The organism is Elioraea tepidiphila DSM 17972 (genome assembly GCF_000378465.1).
GTDB classification, from domain to species: domain Bacteria; phylum Pseudomonadota; class Alphaproteobacteria; order Acetobacterales; family Acetobacteraceae; genus Elioraea; species Elioraea tepidiphila.
Window position 1 is genome coordinate 67,836 of the sequence record NZ_KB899923.1, and the last position, 16,360, is coordinate 84,195.

Annotated in this window: 16 protein-coding genes; 12 read left to right on the plus strand and 4 right to left on the minus strand. The window is 71.1% G+C overall.

Annotation, left to right across the window (positions count from 1 at the left end):
• Positions 1–98: 98 nt before the first annotated feature.
• Complete coding sequence (locus F563_RS0112165) at positions 99–989, plus strand: PfkB family carbohydrate kinase (protein ID WP_019014954.1); 891 nt, start codon at positions 99–101, stop codon at positions 987–989.
• Positions 990–1,031: 42 nt separating this feature from the next.
• Positions 1,032–1,187 (plus strand): hypothetical protein, encoded by a 156-nt coding sequence (locus tag F563_RS24845; protein ID WP_019014955.1) that lies wholly within the window; start codon positions 1,032–1,034, stop codon positions 1,185–1,187.
• Between the two features lie 9 nt (positions 1,188–1,196).
• On the opposite strand, the gene F563_RS0112175 is transcribed toward F563_RS24845, so the two are convergent.
• On the minus strand, positions 1,197–2,318 hold the full coding sequence (locus F563_RS0112175; protein ID WP_019014956.1) for an Mrp/NBP35 family ATP-binding protein: 1,122 nt from the start codon (positions 2,316–2,318) through the stop codon (positions 1,197–1,199).
• Positions 2,319–2,478: 160 nt separating this feature from the next.
• On the opposite strand from F563_RS0112175, the gene hflK reads away from it, so the two are divergent.
• From hflK to F563_RS0112200, 4 genes are all read left to right on the plus strand, one after another.
• The gene (hflK, locus tag F563_RS0112180) at positions 2,479–3,675 is read left to right on the plus strand and encodes an FtsH protease activity modulator HflK (RefSeq protein WP_019014957.1); all 1,197 of its coding nucleotides are present in this window, start codon (positions 2,479–2,481) and stop codon (positions 3,673–3,675) included.
• Positions 3,676–3,689: 14 nt separating this feature from the next.
• On the plus strand, positions 3,690–4,586 hold the full coding sequence (gene hflC, locus F563_RS0112185; RefSeq protein ID WP_019014958.1) for a protease modulator HflC: 897 nt from the start codon (positions 3,690–3,692) through the stop codon (positions 4,584–4,586).
• A gap of 18 nt (positions 4,587–4,604) precedes the next feature.
• Complete coding sequence (locus tag F563_RS0112190; protein ID WP_019014959.1) at positions 4,605–4,799, plus strand: DUF2065 family protein; 195 nt, start codon at positions 4,605–4,607, stop codon at positions 4,797–4,799.
• 124 nt (positions 4,800–4,923) lie between these two features.
• Entirely contained in the window at positions 4,924–6,426 is a 1,503-nt protein-coding gene (locus F563_RS0112200; protein ID WP_019014961.1) for a DegQ family serine endoprotease, read from the plus strand.
• A gap of 88 nt (positions 6,427–6,514) precedes the next feature.
• Here F563_RS0112200 and serB read toward each other — a convergent pair whose 3' ends face one another.
• Entirely contained in the window at positions 6,515–7,417 is a 903-nt protein-coding gene (serB, locus tag F563_RS0112205; protein WP_019014962.1) for a phosphoserine phosphatase SerB, read from the minus strand.
• Between the two features lie 23 nt (positions 7,418–7,440).
• Here serB and miaA point away from each other — a divergent pair, with 23 nt between their 5' ends.
• The 6 genes from miaA (at position 7,441) to F563_RS0112235 (ending at position 13,932) form a co-directional block, all read left to right on the plus strand.
• Positions 7,441–8,448, plus strand: a complete 1,008-nt coding sequence (gene miaA / locus F563_RS0112210; RefSeq protein ID WP_019014963.1) for a tRNA (adenosine(37)-N6)-dimethylallyltransferase MiaA — start codon at positions 7,441–7,443, stop codon at positions 8,446–8,448.
• Between the two features lie 48 nt (positions 8,449–8,496).
• Entirely contained in the window at positions 8,497–10,290 is a 1,794-nt protein-coding gene (locus F563_RS0112215) for an acetolactate synthase 3 large subunit (RefSeq protein ID WP_019014964.1), read from the plus strand.
• Positions 10,291–10,321: 31 nt separating this feature from the next.
• Positions 10,322–10,858, plus strand: a complete 537-nt coding sequence (gene ilvN / locus F563_RS0112220; protein WP_019014965.1) for an acetolactate synthase small subunit — start codon at positions 10,322–10,324, stop codon at positions 10,856–10,858.
• A gap of 79 nt (positions 10,859–10,937) precedes the next feature.
• Positions 10,938–11,957: a ketol-acid reductoisomerase gene (ilvC, locus tag F563_RS0112225; protein WP_019014966.1), complete on the plus strand. Its 1,020-nt coding sequence runs from the start codon at positions 10,938–10,940 to the stop codon at positions 11,955–11,957.
• A gap of 67 nt (positions 11,958–12,024) precedes the next feature.
• Complete coding sequence (locus F563_RS0112230) at positions 12,025–12,873, plus strand: alpha/beta hydrolase (RefSeq protein WP_019014967.1); 849 nt, start codon at positions 12,025–12,027, stop codon at positions 12,871–12,873.
• 78 nt (positions 12,874–12,951) lie between these two features.
• The gene (locus F563_RS0112235; RefSeq protein ID WP_019014968.1) at positions 12,952–13,932 is read left to right on the plus strand and encodes a Bug family tripartite tricarboxylate transporter substrate binding protein; all 981 of its coding nucleotides are present in this window, start codon (positions 12,952–12,954) and stop codon (positions 13,930–13,932) included.
• Between the two features lie 37 nt (positions 13,933–13,969).
• Here F563_RS0112235 and F563_RS0112240 read toward each other — a convergent pair whose 3' ends face one another.
• Complete coding sequence (locus F563_RS0112240; protein WP_019014969.1) at positions 13,970–14,656, minus strand: hypothetical protein; 687 nt, start codon at positions 14,654–14,656, stop codon at positions 13,970–13,972.
• A gap of 164 nt (positions 14,657–14,820) precedes the next feature.
• Entirely contained in the window at positions 14,821–16,239 is a 1,419-nt protein-coding gene (glnA, locus tag F563_RS0112245; RefSeq protein WP_026299535.1) for a type I glutamate--ammonia ligase, read from the minus strand.
• Positions 16,240–16,360: the final 121 nt, after the last annotated feature.

Genomic DNA, 16,360 nt, shown 5'->3' on the forward strand with positions numbered 1-16,360 from the left:
CGTCAGGCTTGCGCTACCGACTGCCCGATGATCTTGACGCGAGTCAAGCGTGCCACGTCGTTCCGCGACGGCAGCAGGCCCCGACCGTAGGTGCACCAATGACCGTCCTGGTGTTCGGCTCGATCAATCTCGACCTCATCTTCGCGCTGCCGCACCTGCCATCCGCCGGCGAGACCGTGCTCGGCACGGGCCTGCGCACGGAACCGGGCGGCAAGGGGGCGAACCAGGCGGTCGCGGCGGCACGGGACGGCGCCCGCGTCGCCCTCGCCGGCGCGGTCGGGCGCGACGCGTTCGCCGCGCCGGCGCTTGCGCTGCTGCGTGAGGCCGGCGTCGATCTGAGCCGCGTCGCCACGCTCGATGGCGCGACAGGCTGCGCGGCGATCGGCGTCGACCGCGACGGGCGCAATCAGATCATGGTGGCGCCCGGCGTGAACCTCGCCGTCTCGGCCGCGCAGGTCGAGGACGAGGCCCTCGGCCCGGAGACCGTGCTGGTCGTGCAGCGCGAGACCGACGCGGGCGAGATCGCGCAGCTGCTGCTGCGGGCGGCCGCACGCGGGGCGCGCGCGATCGTCAATCTGGCGCCGTTCGGCGGCATCGCCCTCGATGCGCTCGCGACCGCCGCGCTGATCGTCGTCAATGCGGCCGAGGCCGAGGCGCTCGCGGCGGCGCTCGGTTGCGGTGCCGAGCCGGCCGCGCTCGCCGGTCGGCTCGGCACGCGCGTGCTGCGCACCCTCGGCGAGCACGGCGCCGAACTCGGCGACAGCGCGGGCACGCATCGCCAGCCGGCCTTCCCGGTCCGCGCCGTGGACACCACCGCGGCGGGCGATGCCTTCGTCGGCGTTCTGGCCGCCGCCCTCGACCGGAGGCTCGGATTCGAGGCGGCGATCCGCCGGGCGGCCGCTGCCGCCGCCTTGGCCTGCACGCGGGCGGGCACGCAGGCGAGCCTGCCGGGCGCCGCCGAAACCGACGCCCTGCTCGCCGCGTCCTGACGCGTTCATGGTCGCGAAGCGATTCGATGCGATGGTTCCGGCATGCAACGGATCACCGACACCACCCTCCTGATGGCGCAGGCGAGCGGCGCGGCGGGCCTGGTCGCGGCCACGGCGTGGCCGGCCGTGCTCGCCGGGCTGTGGTGGGGGCTCGCGCTGGCCTGGGTCCCGGCGCCGCCGGCTCAGGCCGACCGCTGAGCGGATCGGCTACTCGACGACGATCCGCGGGGCGGCGGCGGCGCGCCGGGCGTTCACCGCCTCGCACTTCTCCCAGACGCGCGCGGCGATCGCGCGGTAGCGCTTCGCCTCCTCGCTGTCGGGCATGGTCGCGGTGATCGGCGTGCCTTCGTCGGAGGTCGCGCGGATGTCGAGCGCGATCGGAATCTCGCCCAGGAACTCCGCACCCAGCCGCTCCGCCTCGCGGCGCGCTCCACCGTGGCCGAAGATGTCGCTGCGATGCCCGCAGTTGGGGCAGCAGAAGAAGCTCATGTTCTCGATCAGCCCGAGCACCGGCACGTTCGTGCGCGCGAACATCGCCATGCCGCGGCGGGCGTCGATCAGCGCCACGTCCTGCGGCGTCGAGACGATCACCGCCCCGGTCAGCGGCACGCGCTGCGCCATGGTGAGCTGCGCGTCGCCCGTGCCGGGCGGCATGTCCACCACCATGATGTCGAGCCCGCCCCAGAGCACCTGGCCCATCATCTGCTCGAGCGCGCCCATCACCATCGGCCCGCGCCAGATCATCGGCGTCTCCTCCTCGACCAGGAAGCCGATCGACATGACCTTCAGGCCCCATTTCTCCATCGGCGCGATCATCTGGCCCGCTGCGTGCGGCCGGCCCCTGATCCCGAGCATGCGCGGCATGGACGGGCCGTAGATGTCGGCGTCCAGCAGCCCGACCTTCAGCCCGTTCTGCGCGAGGCCGATCGCCAGGTTGACCGCCGTGGTGGACTTGCCGACGCCGCCCTTGCCCGAGGCGATGGCGACGATGGCGCGGCAGTCGGTGAGCAGCTGGGCCCCCCGGTTGGCGCCGGGCGCCTGCGCTCCCGCCGGCGGTGGCGCGGGCTTGGGCGCCTCCGTGCGATGCGCGGTCAGGACGACATGCGCGTTCAACACCCCGGGAACGCCGGCGGCCGCCTTCTCGGCGGCGCGGCGGATCGGCTCCATGCGCGGGGCGCGCTCGCGCGGCACGTCGATCGCGAAACTGACCAGCCCGTCCTTGACCTTCAGTCCCTGCACGAAGCCGAGCGAGACGATGTCGCCGCCCGTCTCGGGGTCGCGCACGCCCCTGAGCGCCTCGCGCACGGCCGCCTCGGTCGCCTCGGTCATCGCTTGAAAACCCTCCGAAATCCGTCCATATGCCGCGGACGTGCCGGCGCGGGTCGGCGTGGCCACCGCGCGTTCTCGCCCATCTTGGCCGCTTCAGGCGGCGGATATGGGGCGGGCCGAAGCGGCTTCCAACGGAACACCAGGCTGGGAAGAGCAACACATGCCGTGGACCAACAACAGCGGGGGCGGCGGACCCTGGGGCGGAGGCGGCCGGTCGGGCGGGCCGTGGGGCGGTGGCGGGGGCGGCGGGCCCGGCCTGCCGCAGCCGCCGAACATCGATGAGCTGCTGCGCAAGGGGCAGGACTTCGTCCGGCGCTTCCTGCCGCGCGGCTTCGGCGGCGGCAAGGGCATCGCGATCGTCGGCGCGATCCTGGTCGGCGTCTGGCTGCTCTCGGGCTTCTACCGCGTGCAGCCCGACGAGCAGGGCGTGGTCCTGCGCTTCGGCGCGTTCAACCGCACGACCCCGCCGGGGCTGAACTACGCGCTTCCCTATCCGATCGAGAGCGTGACCACGCCGCGCGTGACGCGCATCAACCGCATCGATGTCGGCTTCCGCAGCCAGGTCGAGGGCACGCGGCCGATCCCGACGCGCGACGTGCCGGAAGAGAGCCTGATGCTCACCGGCGACGAGAACATCATCGACATCGACTTCGCCGTGTTCTGGCGCATCCGCGACGCCGGCGAATTCCTGTTCAACATCCGCAACCCCGAGCAGACCGTGAAGTCGGCCGCCGAGAGCGTGATGCGCGAGGTGATCGGCCGGACGCCGATCCAGCCCGCGCTGACCGAGGCGCGCGCGCAGATCGAGCAGTCGGTGCGCGAGGGCACGCAGGCGATGCTCGACCAGTACCGCGCCGGCATCGAGCTCGCGCAGGTTCAGCTGCAGAAGGTGGACCCGCCGGCCGCCGTGATCGACGCGTTCCGCGACGTGCAGCGCGCGAACGCCGACCGCGAGCGCCTGCGCAACGAGGCCGAGGCGTTCCGCAACGACATCATTCCGCGCGCCCGCGGCGAGGCCGAGCGCTTCGTCCAGGAGGCGCAGGGTGACCGCGAGGGCCGCGTGGCGCGGGCCCGCGGTGAGGCCGAGCGGTTCACGCAGATTCTGGCGGCCTACAGCCAGGCGCGCGACGTGACCCGTCAGCGCCTGTACCTGGAGACCATGGAGGAGATCCTGAAGGCGAGCCCGACCGTGCTGGTCGACGACAAGGTGCAGAACCTGGTGCCGTTCCTGCCGCTCAACGAGCTGGGCCGGGCGCGCCAGGCGCAGCAGACGGGCACGGACCGGCCGATGCCGCTGCCTGGTTCGCCGGGCAGCCTGCCCGGCCCGGCCGCGCGCGTCACCGGCAGCATGCGCTGAGGGGGAGAGAGACGATGAACCAGAAGACCCTCATCGGCGGCGCGATCGGCGTCGTCGTCGCCGGTGCCGTGCTGCTCTCCACCCTGTTCACGGTGCACCAGACTGAGCAGATGCTGGTCGTCCAGTTCGGCAAGCCCGTGCGCGTGATCACCGAGCCGGGGCTGCACGCCAAGATCCCGTTCATCCAGAACACGATCAGCTTCGATCGCCGCCTGCTCGACTACGAGGGGCCGCCGGAGGAGGTGATCCTGGGGGACCAGCGCCGGCTGATCGTGGACACCTTCACCCGGTTCCGCATCACCGACCCGCTCGAGTACTACCAGACAGTGGGCTTCGGCGAGGCGGCGATCCGGGCGCGGCTCTCCTCGATCGTGCCCTCGGCGCTGCGCCGCGTGCTCGGCAACGAGCCGCTGCTGTCGGTGCTGTCGGCCGACCGCACGCGGATCATGAACGACATCCGCGACAACGTGAACCGCGAGGCGCGGCGGTTCGGCATCGCGATCGAGGACGTGCGCATCCGCCGCACCGACCTGCCGGAGGAGAACACGCAGGCGATCCTGAGCCGGATGCAGACCGAGCGCGAGCGTGTCGCGCGCGAGGCCCGCGCCGAAGGCGCGGAGGTGGCGGCTCGCATCCGCGCGGGCGCGGAGCGCGAGCGCACCGTCATCCTGGCGGAGGCGCAGGCGCAGGCGGACATCATCCGCGGCTCGGGCGAGCAGGAGGCGATCCGCATCTTCGCCGACGCGTTCAACCGCGACCGCGAGTTCTTCGCCTTCTGGCGCAGCCTTCAGGCCTATCGCGAGGCGTTCGGCGACGAGGGGCGCGGCATGCTGATCGTGACCCCGGAGAGCGACTTCTTCCGCTTCTTCAAGCAGCTCCCGCAGGACGTGCGGGCGGCGGACGCGCGCTGAGCCTCCGACGCGGCGGGCATGACGCCTGCGGCGCTGGTTGCGGCCCTCGGCCTCGTTCTCGCGGCCGAGGGCCTTCTTTATGCGCTGTTCCCGGACGCGGTCCGGGGCGTGCTGGCCCGGCTGATCGCGCTGCCGGACCAGGGGCTGCGCGCGGTCGGGCTCGCGGCGGCCGCGCTCGGCGCCCTGATCGCGCTGGCGGCGAGCCTCCTCTGAGGCCGGGCCGGATCAGAACACCGGGAGGGAAGGGGACGATCCCTTCCGGCCCCGGTGCGGCTGGTCCATATAGCGTCGCAGTTCCGGCGCGCCCCCGCGCCACTCGAAGAAGGCAGTCAGGTCCATGCGTCTGATGATCCGTCCCGTCGCCGCGGCGCTTGCTCTGGCGCTGCTCGGCACGGCGCCGCTGGTGGCACCGCACCTGCACCGGAGCGAGGCCCGCGCGGTACCGGAGAGTTTCGCCGATCTCGCCGAGCGGCTGCTGCCCTCGGTCGTGAACATCTCGACCACGCAGACGGTGACGGCGCGGCGCGACCGGCAGGGCCCGGACGTGCCGCAGTTCCCGCCCGGCTCGCCGTTCGAGGAGTTCTTCCGCGAGTTCTTCGACCGCCAGCAGCGCCAGGGGCCGCAGGCGCCGCAGCGGCCGCGCCGGGCGCAGAGCCTCGGCTCCGGCTTCATCATCGCCTACCAGAACGGCGAGGGCCTGATCGTCACCAACAACCACGTCATCGACGGCGCGGACGAGATCAGCGCGATCCTGACCGACAACACCACGCTCCGGGCGGAGCTGGTCGGACGCGACCAGCGCACCGACCTCGCGCTCCTGCGCGTGAAGTCCGACAAGCCGCTGACGCCGGTGACCTTCGGCAACAGCGACACGACGCGGATCGGCGACTGGGTGCTGGCGATCGGCAACCCGTTCGGGCTCGGCGGGTCGGTGACGGCCGGCATCGTCTCGGCGCGCGGCCGCGACATCCGCATCGGCCCCTATGACGACTTCATCCAGACCGATGCGGCGATCAACCGCGGCAACTCGGGTGGGCCGCTGTTCAACATGGCCGGCGAGGTGGTGGGCATCAACACCGCGATCTTCTCGCCGACCGGCGGGTCGATCGGCATCGGCTTCGCGATTCCCTCGAACCTCGCGACCAACGTGATCTCGCAGCTGCGCGACTACGGGCGGGCGCGGCGTGGCTGGCTCGGCGTGCGCATCCAGCAGGTGACCGACGAGATCGCCGAGAGCGTGGGCCTGACGGGCGGGGCGCGCGGTGCGCTGGTCGCCGGGGTGAACGAAGGCGGGCCGGCCGACAAGGCCAGGCTTCAGAACGGCGACATCGTGCTGGAGTTCAACAACCACGAGATCCGCGAGATGCGGTTCCTGCCGCGGGTGGTGGCGGAGACCCGCATCGGCTCCGAGGTGCCGGTGGTGATCTGGCGCAACGGCCAGCGCATCACGCTGAAGGTAACGGTGGGCGAGCTGCCCGAGGATGTCGAGCAGGCGGCGGCGACTCCGGGTCCGCAGGATCGTGGCGGCGCGCCGGTCGATCTCGCCGGCACGGGGCTCAAGCTCTCGGCGATCACGCCGGAGCTGCGCGAGCGGTTCAGCATCGGCGCCGATGTGAAGGGCGTGCTGGTGGTGGAGGTCGAGGCGAACAGCCCGGCCGCCGAGCGCGGCATTCGCCCAGGCGACGTGATCGTCGAGGTGCAGCAGGAGGCGGTCTCGACGCCGGCCGAGGTGCAGCAGCGCGTGGCCCGCGCGCGCCAAGCCGGCCGTCAGAACGTGCTGATGCTGATCGACGGTCAGCAGGGCATGCGGTTCGTGCCGCTGCCGGCCGGCCGGGGCTGAGCCGCGTCGCGACCATCGGGAGCGACGCCCTCGTGGAGGGGGGTCGGGGGAGACGGGGCCCATCGCGCACGCGCGATGGGTGCCCGACTCAGGCTCCCCCGACGTGTTCTTCCTCGGTGTATCCCTGGATCCAGAGCAGCGCCGTGAGGTCGGCGTGGTCGATCCGCACGCGCGCGGCGGCGGCGACGCTCGGCTTGGCGCGGAAGGCGACGCCGAGCCCGGCGGCCTGAAGCATCGGCAGGTCGTTCGCACCGTCACCGACGGTGAGCGTCGCGGCCAGCGGCACGGCCTGCTCGGCCGCGAGACGGTGCAGCGTCGCGAGCTTGGCGTCCTTGTCGAGGATCGGCTCGGCCACCCGGCCGGTCAGCCGCCCGCCCTCCACGATCAGGTCGTTCGCCTGGTCGAGATGGAAGCCCACGCGGTCGCGCACGCGGGCGGTGAAGAAACGAAACCCGCCTGAGACGAGCGCGCAGACCGCACCGTGGGCGCGCATGGTGGCGACCAGCGTCTCGGCCCCGGGGGTGAGCGCGATCCGGGCATAGGTGCCCTCCAGCGCCTCCGCCGGCAGCCCTGCCAGCATGGCGACACGCTCGCGCAGCGCGGCCGCGAAATCGAGCTCGCCGTTCATCGCGCGCGCGGTGATCGCGGCGATGCGCTCCTTCAGCCCGGCGAAATCCGCGAGCTCGTCGAGCGTCTCGCCGGTGACGATGGTGCTGTCCATGTCGGCGACCAGCAGCCGCTTGCGCCGTCCCGCGACGGCTTGCGCGGCGAGATCGATCGCGGCTGCGCCGAGGGCCGAGCGCACGGCGGCCTCGGCTTGGTCCGGGGCGAGGTCGGCGAAGGGCAGGTCGGCGGCCTCGCCCTCCTTGAGCCAGCGCGGCGGGCCGACCGTGGCGTGCAGGGCCTTGAGCGCGTCGCCGGCGGCGCGAAGATGCGCCTGGTCGAGCACCGGCCCGCGGGCGGGCGCGATCAGTGTCAGCACATGGTCCATGCGGTGACCTTGGAGGGGCGAGGATGGCGGCACAAGCCGCGGCGGATGACGACCTGCCCCGCGCGCTGATCGTCGCGGGGCCGACCGCGAGCGGCAAGTCGGCGCTGGCGCTGGCGATCGCCGAGCGGGTCGGCGGGGCGGTGATCAACGCGGACTCGATGCAGGTGTATCGCGAGCTTCGCGTCCTCACCGCGCGGCCGACGCCGGCGGAGGAGTCGCGGGTGCCGCACCTGCTCTACGGGGTGCGCAGCGCCGCCGAGCCGGCGGATGCGGCCTGGTTCCGCGAGGCCGCGCTCGCGGCGATGGAGACGGCGCGGGCAGGCGGCCGCGTGCCGATCCTGTGCGGCGGGACCGGGATGTGGCTCGATGCGCTGGTGCACGGCATCGCCGCGATCCCGCCCGTTCCGGCGGCGGTGCGGCGCGCGGCGCGGGCGCTCGCGGCCAGGATCGGCGCGCCGGCCCTGCATGCGCGGCTGGCGGCGCGCGATCCCGCGACCGCGGCGCGGCTCGCGCCCGGCGACACGCAGCGTGTGATCCGTGCCTGGGAGGTGCTGGAGGCGACGGGGGAAGGGCTCGCGACTTGGTGGCAGCGCCCGGCGGTCCCGCCGGCGCCGTGGCGCTTCGCGCATGTGGCGCTCGATCCGCCGCGTGCCGCGGTGCGGGCGGCGATCGATGCGCGGTTCCTGGCGATGATGGCGGCGGGCGCGCTGGAGGAGGTGCGGGCGCTCGGCGCCTTGGGGTTCGATCCGGCGCTGCCGGCGATGCGCGCGCATGGCGTGCCGCCGCTGCTGGCGGCGATCCGCGGCGCGATGTCGCTCGATCAGGCGATCGCGCGCGGCCAGGCGATGGTGCGGCAGTATGCCAAGCGTCAGGCGACCTGGTTCCGCCACCACGCGCTGGCGCCGCCCGAGCGGACCTTTGCGATCAGTGCGTGGATCGGCTCAGATGCGCAATTTTCAGAAAATTGCATGGCAGACCTGTTTGCGTTTATTGACGATTTCCTGTTGACGCGCCGCACCATGGCAGGATAACCGCGGCCTTCCCGCCCGACAGGGCGAAGGAGCAAGGGAACGCGTGCCATGCCGGCGACCGAGATGCTGAGTGGAGCCGAGATCCTGCTTCGCGCGCTGAAGGATCAGGGCGTCGATACCGTGTTCGGTTATCCCGGCGGCGCGGTGCTGCCGATCTACGACGCGCTGTTCCAGCAGAACGCGATCCGCCACATCCTCGTGCGCCACGAGCAGGGCGCGGTGCACGCGGCCGAGGGTTATGCGCGCTCGACCGGCAAGGTGGGCGTGGTGCTGGTCACCTCCGGGCCGGGCGCCACCAATGCCGTCACGGGGCTCGTGGACGCGCTGATGGACTCCATCCCGGTGGTGTGCCTGACCGGGCAGGTGCCGACGCATCTGATCGGCAACGACGCGTTCCAGGAGGCCGACACCACGGGCATCACGCGTCCGGCGACCAAGCACAACTACCTCGTGAAGAACGTCGACGATGTCGGCCGCGTGATCCACGAGGCGTTCTACGTCGCCCGGTCCGGCCGGCCCGGGCCCGTGGTGGTCGATCTGCCGAAGGACATCCTGATCAACAAGGGCGTCTATGCCGGGATGCCGACCGCGCCGCACAAATCGTACCGGCCGGTGCTCGATCCCGATCCGGCGGCGATCGCCACCGCGATCCGCATGCTGAAATCCGCCAAGCGCCCGATCATCTACGCCGGCGGCGGGGTGATCAATGCCGGCCCGGAGGCCTCGCGCCTGCTGACGGAGTTCGTGCATCTCACGGGCTTCCCCTGCACCAACACGCTGATGGGGCTCGGCGCCTTCCCCGCCTCCGATCCGCAGTTCCTCGGCATGCTGGGGATGCACGGCACCTACGAGGCGAACCTCGCGATGCATGGCTGCGACGTCATGCTGAACATCGGCGCGCGGTTCGACGATCGCGTCACGGGGCGGCTGCGCGACTTCTCGCCGGGCAGCCTGAAGATCCATGCCGACATCGATCCGTCCTCGGTGAACAAGAACGTGCGCGTCGATTGCGCGATCATCGGCGACGCGGGGCGCATCCTCGCCGCGCTGATCGCGGCCTGGAAGGCGGATGCGGCGAAACCCGACACCGGCGCGCTGGCGGCCTGGTGGAAGCAGATCGAGCAGTGGCGGGCGCGCGACTGCCTGCGCTTCCGCCAGGACATGGATCCGTCGTCGATCATCAAGCCGCAGCACGCGATCCGGCGGCTCTACGAGCTCGCGCAGGAGACCGGCAAGGACACCTTCATCACCACCGAGGTCGGCCAGCACCAGATGTGGGCGGCGCAGTTCTGGAAGTTCGAGCGGCCCAACCGCTGGATGACGTCGGGCGGGCTCGGCACCATGGGCTACGGCCTGCCGGCGGCGATGGGCGTGCAGATCGCGCATCCGGATGCGCTCGTGATCGACATCGCCGGCGAGGCCTCGATCCTGATGAACATCCAGGAGATGGGCACGCTCGCGCAGTACCGGCTGCCGGTGAAGGTGTTCATCCTCAACAACGAGTACATGGGCATGGTGCGGCAGTGGCAGGAGCTGCTGCATGGCGGCCGCTACTCCGAGAGCTACTCGGCGGCCCTGCCCGATTTCGTCAAGCTCGCCGAGAGCTTCCACGCCGTGGGCCTGCGCGCGACCAAGGTGGGCGAGCTCGACGACGTGATCCGCGAGATGCTGCGCGTGGACAAGGCCGTGATCGCCGACATCTGCGTCGACAAGGGCGAGAACTGCTTCCCGATGATCCCCTCCGGTGCCGCGCACAACGAGATGATCCTCGGCGCCGAGGACGAGGGTCCGAAGAAGGGCGGCGGGCCCGGCGTCACCGAGGAAGGCATGGTGCTGGTCTGACCGCCCCTTCCTCGCCCAAGGAACGTTGCCTATGCTCAAGGTGCTGATGCCCGACCACGATCTCTCCACCCGCCAGGCCGTGATCTCGGTGCTGGTCGAGAACGAAGCCGGCGTGCTCGCGCGCGTCATCGGCCTGTTCTCCGGCCGCGGCTACAACATCGACAGCCTCACCGTCGCGGCGGTGGACGAGGACAAGCACCTCTCGCGCATCACCATCGTCACCTCCGGCACGGCGATGGTGATCGAGCAGATCAAGGCGCAGCTCGATCGCCTGGTGCCGATCCACAAGGTCGCCGACCTGACGATGGAGGGGCCGCACATCGCGCGCGAGATGGCGCTGTTCAAGGTGGCCGGCGTGGGCGAGAAGCGGGTGGAGGCGCTGCGCATCGCGGATGCGTTCCGCGCCCGCGTCGTCGATGCGACCACGGAAAGCTTCGTCTTCGAGATGACCGGCGCGACCGACAAGCTCGACGCCTTCGCCGCGCTGATGCGCCCGCTCGGCCTCGTCGAGGTCAGCCGCACCGGCGTGGTCGCGATCGCGCGCGGGCCGAAGGGCATCCACGGCTGAGCCCCGCTTGCCGGCCCGCCGGGCCGAGGCTAGACCCCACCCGAACCGATCCACACAGCATCGACAGAGGACAACGCCCATGCGCGTCTACTACGACCGCGACGCCGACGTGAACCTGATCAAGGGGAAGAAGGTCACGATCATCGGCTACGGCAGCCAGGGCCACGCCCACGCCAACAACCTCAAGGACAGCGGTGTGGCCGAGGTCGTGGTGGGCCTGCGCAAGGGCTCGGCCGGCGTCGCCAAGGCCGAAGCCGCGGGGTTCAAGGTGATGGACCCGGCGGATGCGGCGAAGTGGGCCGATGTGGTGATGGTGCTGACCCCGGATGAGGGCCAGGGCGATCTCTACCGCGAGAAGCTCGGGCCGAACATGAAGGAGGGCTCGGCGCTGATGTTCGCGCACGGGCTCAACGTGCACTTCAACCTGATCGAGCCGCGCGCCGACATGGACGTGCTGATGGTCGCGCCCAAGGGCCCCGGCCACACCGTGCGCTCGGAGTATCAGCGCGGCGGCGGCGTGCCCTGCCTGGTCGCGGTCGCGCAGAACGCCTCCGGCAACGCGCTGGAGCTCGGCCTCTCCTATGCATCCGCCATCGGCGGTGGGCGCGCCGGCATCATCGAGACCACGTTCAAGGAGGAGTGCGAGACCGACCTGTTCGGCGAGCAGGTGGTGCTCTGCGGCGGCCTCGTCGAGCTCATCAAGGCCGGCTACGAGACGCTGGTCGAGGCGGGTTACGCCCCCGAGATGGCCTATTTCGAGTGCCTGCACGAGGTGAAGCTGATCGTCGACCTGATCTACGAGGGCGGCATCGCCAACATGAACTACTCGATCAGCAACACGGCCGAGTACGGCGAGTATGTCACCGGCCCCCGCATCATCACGGACGCGACCAAGGCCGAGATGAAGCGCGTGCTGGCCGACATCCAGTCGGGCCGCTTCGCGCGCGACTGGATGCTGGAGAACAAGGTCAACCAGGCGTCGTTCAAGGCCACGCGCCGCAAGCTCGCCGAGCACCCGATCGAGCAGGTCGGCGAGAAGCTCCGCGCCATGATGCCCTGGATCAAGAAGAACGCGCTGGTGGACAAGAGCCGCAACTGAGCCACGCCGCCGCGTGAGAGTTGCGCCGCCGGGCCTGGCCGGTCCAGGCTCGGCGGCGGAGCACGCCATGGCGCCATCCGAGGTCATCCCGTTCCGCCGGCGCGAGCAGCCGGCCCCCGGGCCCGTGCGCGGGCTCGAACTGCTGCGCGCCGGCACCGACAATCAGCATCCCGTGACGGTGCTGTTCCTGCATGGCGCGGCCGGCGGGGCCTGGATGTGGGCGGAGCACCTGATGGGCGCGCTGGCCGCCTCGGGGTGGCGCACGGCGGCGCTGTCGTTCCGCGGCCACGGCGCGAGCATCGGCCGCGAGACGCTGCACGGCCTCGGCCTGCTCGACTATGTGCTCGATGCGCGCCAGGCGATCGCGGCGCTCGGCGGGCCGGTGGTGCTGGTCGGGCACTCGCTCGGCGGGCTGGTCGCGCAGATGCTGCTCGGCGATCCGCGCATCCGGGGCCTCGTTTTGCTCGCCACCGTCACGCCCGAGGGGCTGGCGGGCGCGAACTGGCGCCTCGCCTTCACCGATCCGGTGCTGTGGCAGGAGGTCGCGCGCATGCCCTGGGCAGATGCCGGCGGCATCTCGCCGGTGCGGCTCAGGAGTGCCCTGTTCTCCGATGCGCTGCCGGATCATCTCGCCTGGGGCTACATTGCGCGGCTGCAGTCCGAGAGCCTGCGCGCGCTCGCCGAGGCGCAGTGGCCGCGCCCGGTGGCCTCGGCCCGGCTGCTCGGCGTGCCGGCGCTGGTGGTGGGCGCGGGGGATGATCCGCTGGTGCCGGCGGATGCGCTGCTGCGCACGGCTTGGCTGCACGGCGCCGAGCACGCCACGATGGACGGTCTCGGCCACGCGATGATGCTGGATGCGGGCTGGCCGCGCGTCGCCGAGACGATCCTGCGTTTCCTCGCCGCGCGGGTGCCCTGATCGCCCGGACTGAGGGACTTGTTGCAGGCCCGCGCCTTGTTGCATCGTCCCAGCCTCACTGCCGCGAAGGAGCCGCCGATGCCCTCCGCCCTGCGCCGCCGCACCCTGTTGGCCGCCTCCGCCGCGACGCTCGCCGCGCCGGCGCTGGCGCAGGCGCCGTGGCCGACCCAGCCGATCCGGCTGATCGTCCCGTTCGGCCCGGGCGGCTCGACCGACATCATCGCCCGGCTGATGGCCGAGCCGATGGGCGCCTTCCTCGGGCAGCCCGTGGTGGTGGACAACCGCGCGGGCGGGGCCGCGACCGTCGGCACCGGCATCGCGGCGATGGCCGCGCCCGACGGCTACACGCTGCTGTTCTCGACGATCTCGGGGCTTGCGGTCGGCTCGACGCTCTACCGCGGCCGCATCCGCTGGAACGCCGATACGAGCTTCGCGCACATCGCGATCGTGTTCGGCACGCCCTATCTGCTGCTGGTCAATCCGTCCTTCCCGGCGCGCGACATGGCCGGGTTCCTCGCCGAGGCGCGGCGGCGCGTGCACGGCGTCGAAGTCGCTTCCTCCGGCATCGGCTCGGTGAACCACCTGATCATCCTGCGCATGGCGAAGCTCGCCGGCGTGCCGCTGCTGCACGTGCCCTATCGCGGCGGCGCGCAGGCGGCGATGGACGCGATCGCCGGCACCGTGCCGGCGACGATCGACAGTCTTACCGCGGCGTCCGTGCATATCCGCGGCGAGCGGCTCCGCCCGCTTGCGATCAGCAGCGCGGCGCGCATCACCGGCTTCGACACGATCCCGACCTTCCGCGAGACCGGGCTCGACATCCTCGCCGATGGCTGGGCGGGGATCTGCGCGCCGGCCGGCACGCCGCGCCCGATCCAGGAGCGCATCGCGGACGCGATCCGCCACGCCCAGGCGCAGACCGCGGTGATGGAGCGGTTCGAGGCGACGGCGACGCTGCCGATCAAGCGCTTCCTCGACGAGGCGCAGGACTTCGTGCGCAGCGAGGTCGCGGCCTGGGCGCCGCTCGTGATCGAGAGCGGGGCGACGCCGGAGGGCTGAGCCGGGGGGCGATGCGCGCGCGCCACCGCCCGCACCCTCATCCGGCGCGCCGCCCGAGGATGCGACCCATCGCCACCGGGGCCAGGGTCAGCAGTTGCGACGGCTTGTCGGCCAACCGGGTTCCCTTGAAGTGGCCTTGCTCGAACGCGGACGCTGCCATGAAGCAGGCCGCGCCCTCGCAGGCGACCGAGGGGGAGTCCTGCGCCGAGGCGAGGAACGGCACGTCGAGGAGCTTCATCAGGTCGATCACGTTCCCCGCCACCAAGCCGAGCGCCTTGTCGACCGGAGCGGCGCAATACGCCTCGATCCAGCCACGGCCGGTGTTCACCGAGGCGCTGACCGCCGCCACGCGCACATAGCGGAGCTTCGCCTCGAGCGCCGCCGCGCGGGCATGGATGTGGTCCACGTGGAGGTCGCCGAACAGGCGGCCGCCGCGACTGTCGAACATCGTCCGATGGGCGGCGAAGTAGGCGCCGCGGTAATTCGCGAAGGCCGGCGCGACCCAGACCTCGCAGATGCCGCTGCCGGCGTCGATCAGCGCCACCGCATCGGCGGGCGAGAAGCGGGGGAGGGAGGACGGCAGGAGACGGAGCCGGTGCGCGTGCCGTTCGAGGGCGGCCATGTCCACCGCGCCGATGAAGAACGCGCCACGCGCGAACTGCCGTGCGCAGAGCCCGCGCTCCAGGGTGATGATTTCGCGCGCGATCTCGCGCTCCGATTCCATGGGTCCGGCGCGCGTGGGCCACTCATGATGTTGCGAGAAAACAATGAAAATGCCGGCGGCTTATGTCAAGCCGAGACCCACGGTGACGCGCGGCCGCGCGGGAGCCGAACGGAAAACGCCCGCCTTGCGGCGGGCGTTCCGACACGCGTTCGCTCCGTCGCGACTCAGACGGAGTAGTACATCTCGAACTCGACCGGGTGCGGCGTGTGCTCGAAGCGGTACACCTCGGTCCACTTCAGCGCGATATAGGCCTCGATCTGGTCGGCGTTGAACACGTCGCCCTTCAGCAGGAACTCGTGGTCCGCCTCGAGCGACTGCAAGGCCTCGCGCAGCGAGCCGCACACCGTCGGGATGCCCTTCAGCTCCTCGGGCGGCAGGTCGTAGAGGTCCTTGTCCATCGCATCGCCCGGATGGATCCGGTTCTGGATCCCGTCCAGCCCCGCCATCAGCATCGCCGCGAAGGCGAGATACGGATTGGCGGTCGGGTCGGGGAAGCGCACCTCGACGCGCTTGGCCTTCGGGCTGGTCGCATACGGGATGCGGCAGGAGGCCGAGCGGTTGCGCGCGGAGTAGGCGAGCAGCACCGGCGCCTCGAAGCCCGGGATCAGGCGCTTGTAGGAGTTGGTCGAGGGGTTGGTGAAGGCGTTCAGCGCCTTGGCGTGCTTGATGATGCCGCCGATGTAGTAGAGCGCCGTCTCGGACAGGTCGGCATAGCCGTTGCCGGCGAAGGTCGGCTTGCCCTTCTTCCAGATCGACTGGTGCACATGCATGCCCGAGCCGTTGTCGCCGTAGATCGGCTTCGGCATGAACGTCGCCGTCTTGCCGTAGCTGTGGGCGACGTTGTGGATGCAGTACTTGTAGATCTGCATCTGGTCGGCCATCGTCACCAGCGTATTGAACTTCATCCCGAGCTCGTGCTGGGACTGCGCCACCTCGTGGTGGTGCTTCTCGATGACCACGCCCATCTCGCCCATGGTGGAGAGCATCTCGGCGCGCAGGTCGCTCTCGCTGTCCACCGGCGGCACCGGGAAGTAGCCGCCCTTCACCACGGGCCGGTGGCCCATGTTGCCCTCGGGGTAGTCCTTCAGGCTGGCCTGCGGCCCCTCGATGCTGTCGAGCTGGTAGATGCCGTAGTTGCCGCCGGTGCCGAACTTCACGTTGTCGAACACGAAGAACTCGGCCTCGGGGCCGAAATACGCCGTGTCGCCGATCCCCGTCGAGGCGAGATAGGCCTCCGCCTTCTTCGCCGTGCCGCGCGGGTCACGCCCGTAGAGCTGGCCGGTGGAGGGCTCGATGATGTCGCAGAACAGGATCAGGGACGGCTTGGCCGCGAACGGGTCCATCACCGCCGTTGCGGCATCCGGCATCAGGATCATGTCGGACTCGTTGATCGCCTTCCAGCCGGCGATCGAGGAGCCGTCGAACATGATGCCGTCGGTGAACACGTCCTCGTCGATCGTGCTGACGTGCTGGGCCGTGTGCTGCCACTTCCCGCGCGGATCGGTGAAGCGCAGATCAACGTACTCGACCGAGTGCTCCTTCATCATCTCGAGCACTTTCTTGACTTCGGGCTTAGCAGCCATGGTCCCCTTCCTGTGTGTCTGCCGTGTCTATCGGTAGGTGACCGGGCCCGGATCAGGCCCGATCGATGACGGCCGAGCGGAGCAGCCGCCCGGCGACGCCCCGCCCCATGCACGGGGCGGG

Coding starts and splice junctions, on each gene's coding strand:
- F563_RS0112165 (WP_019014954.1), top strand. CDS start 99: ATGACCGTCCTGGTGTTCGGCTCGATCAATCTCGACCTCATCTTCGCG.
- F563_RS24845 (WP_019014955.1), top strand. CDS start 1,032: ATGCAACGGATCACCGACACCACCCTCCTGATGGCGCAGGCGAGCGGC.
- F563_RS0112175 (WP_019014956.1), bottom strand. CDS start 2,318: ATGACCGAGGCGACCGAGGCGGCCGTGCGCGAGGCGCTCAGGGGCGTG.
- hflK (WP_019014957.1), top strand. CDS start 2,479: ATGCCGTGGACCAACAACAGCGGGGGCGGCGGACCCTGGGGCGGAGGC.
- hflC (WP_019014958.1), top strand. CDS start 3,690: ATGAACCAGAAGACCCTCATCGGCGGCGCGATCGGCGTCGTCGTCGCC.
- F563_RS0112190 (WP_019014959.1), top strand. CDS start 4,605: ATGACGCCTGCGGCGCTGGTTGCGGCCCTCGGCCTCGTTCTCGCGGCC.
- F563_RS0112200 (WP_019014961.1), top strand. CDS start 4,924: ATGCGTCTGATGATCCGTCCCGTCGCCGCGGCGCTTGCTCTGGCGCTG.
- serB (WP_019014962.1), bottom strand. CDS start 7,417: ATGGACCATGTGCTGACACTGATCGCGCCCGCCCGCGGGCCGGTGCTC.
- miaA (WP_019014963.1), top strand. CDS start 7,441: ATGGCGGCACAAGCCGCGGCGGATGACGACCTGCCCCGCGCGCTGATC.
- F563_RS0112215 (WP_019014964.1), top strand. CDS start 8,497: ATGCCGGCGACCGAGATGCTGAGTGGAGCCGAGATCCTGCTTCGCGCG.
- ilvN (WP_019014965.1), top strand. CDS start 10,322: ATGCTCAAGGTGCTGATGCCCGACCACGATCTCTCCACCCGCCAGGCC.
- ilvC (WP_019014966.1), top strand. CDS start 10,938: ATGCGCGTCTACTACGACCGCGACGCCGACGTGAACCTGATCAAGGGG.
- F563_RS0112230 (WP_019014967.1), top strand. CDS start 12,025: ATGGCGCCATCCGAGGTCATCCCGTTCCGCCGGCGCGAGCAGCCGGCC.
- F563_RS0112235 (WP_019014968.1), top strand. CDS start 12,952: ATGCCCTCCGCCCTGCGCCGCCGCACCCTGTTGGCCGCCTCCGCCGCG.
- F563_RS0112240 (WP_019014969.1), bottom strand. CDS start 14,656: ATGGAATCGGAGCGCGAGATCGCGCGCGAAATCATCACCCTGGAGCGC.
- glnA (WP_026299535.1), bottom strand. CDS start 16,239: ATGGCTGCTAAGCCCGAAGTCAAGAAAGTGCTCGAGATGATGAAGGAG.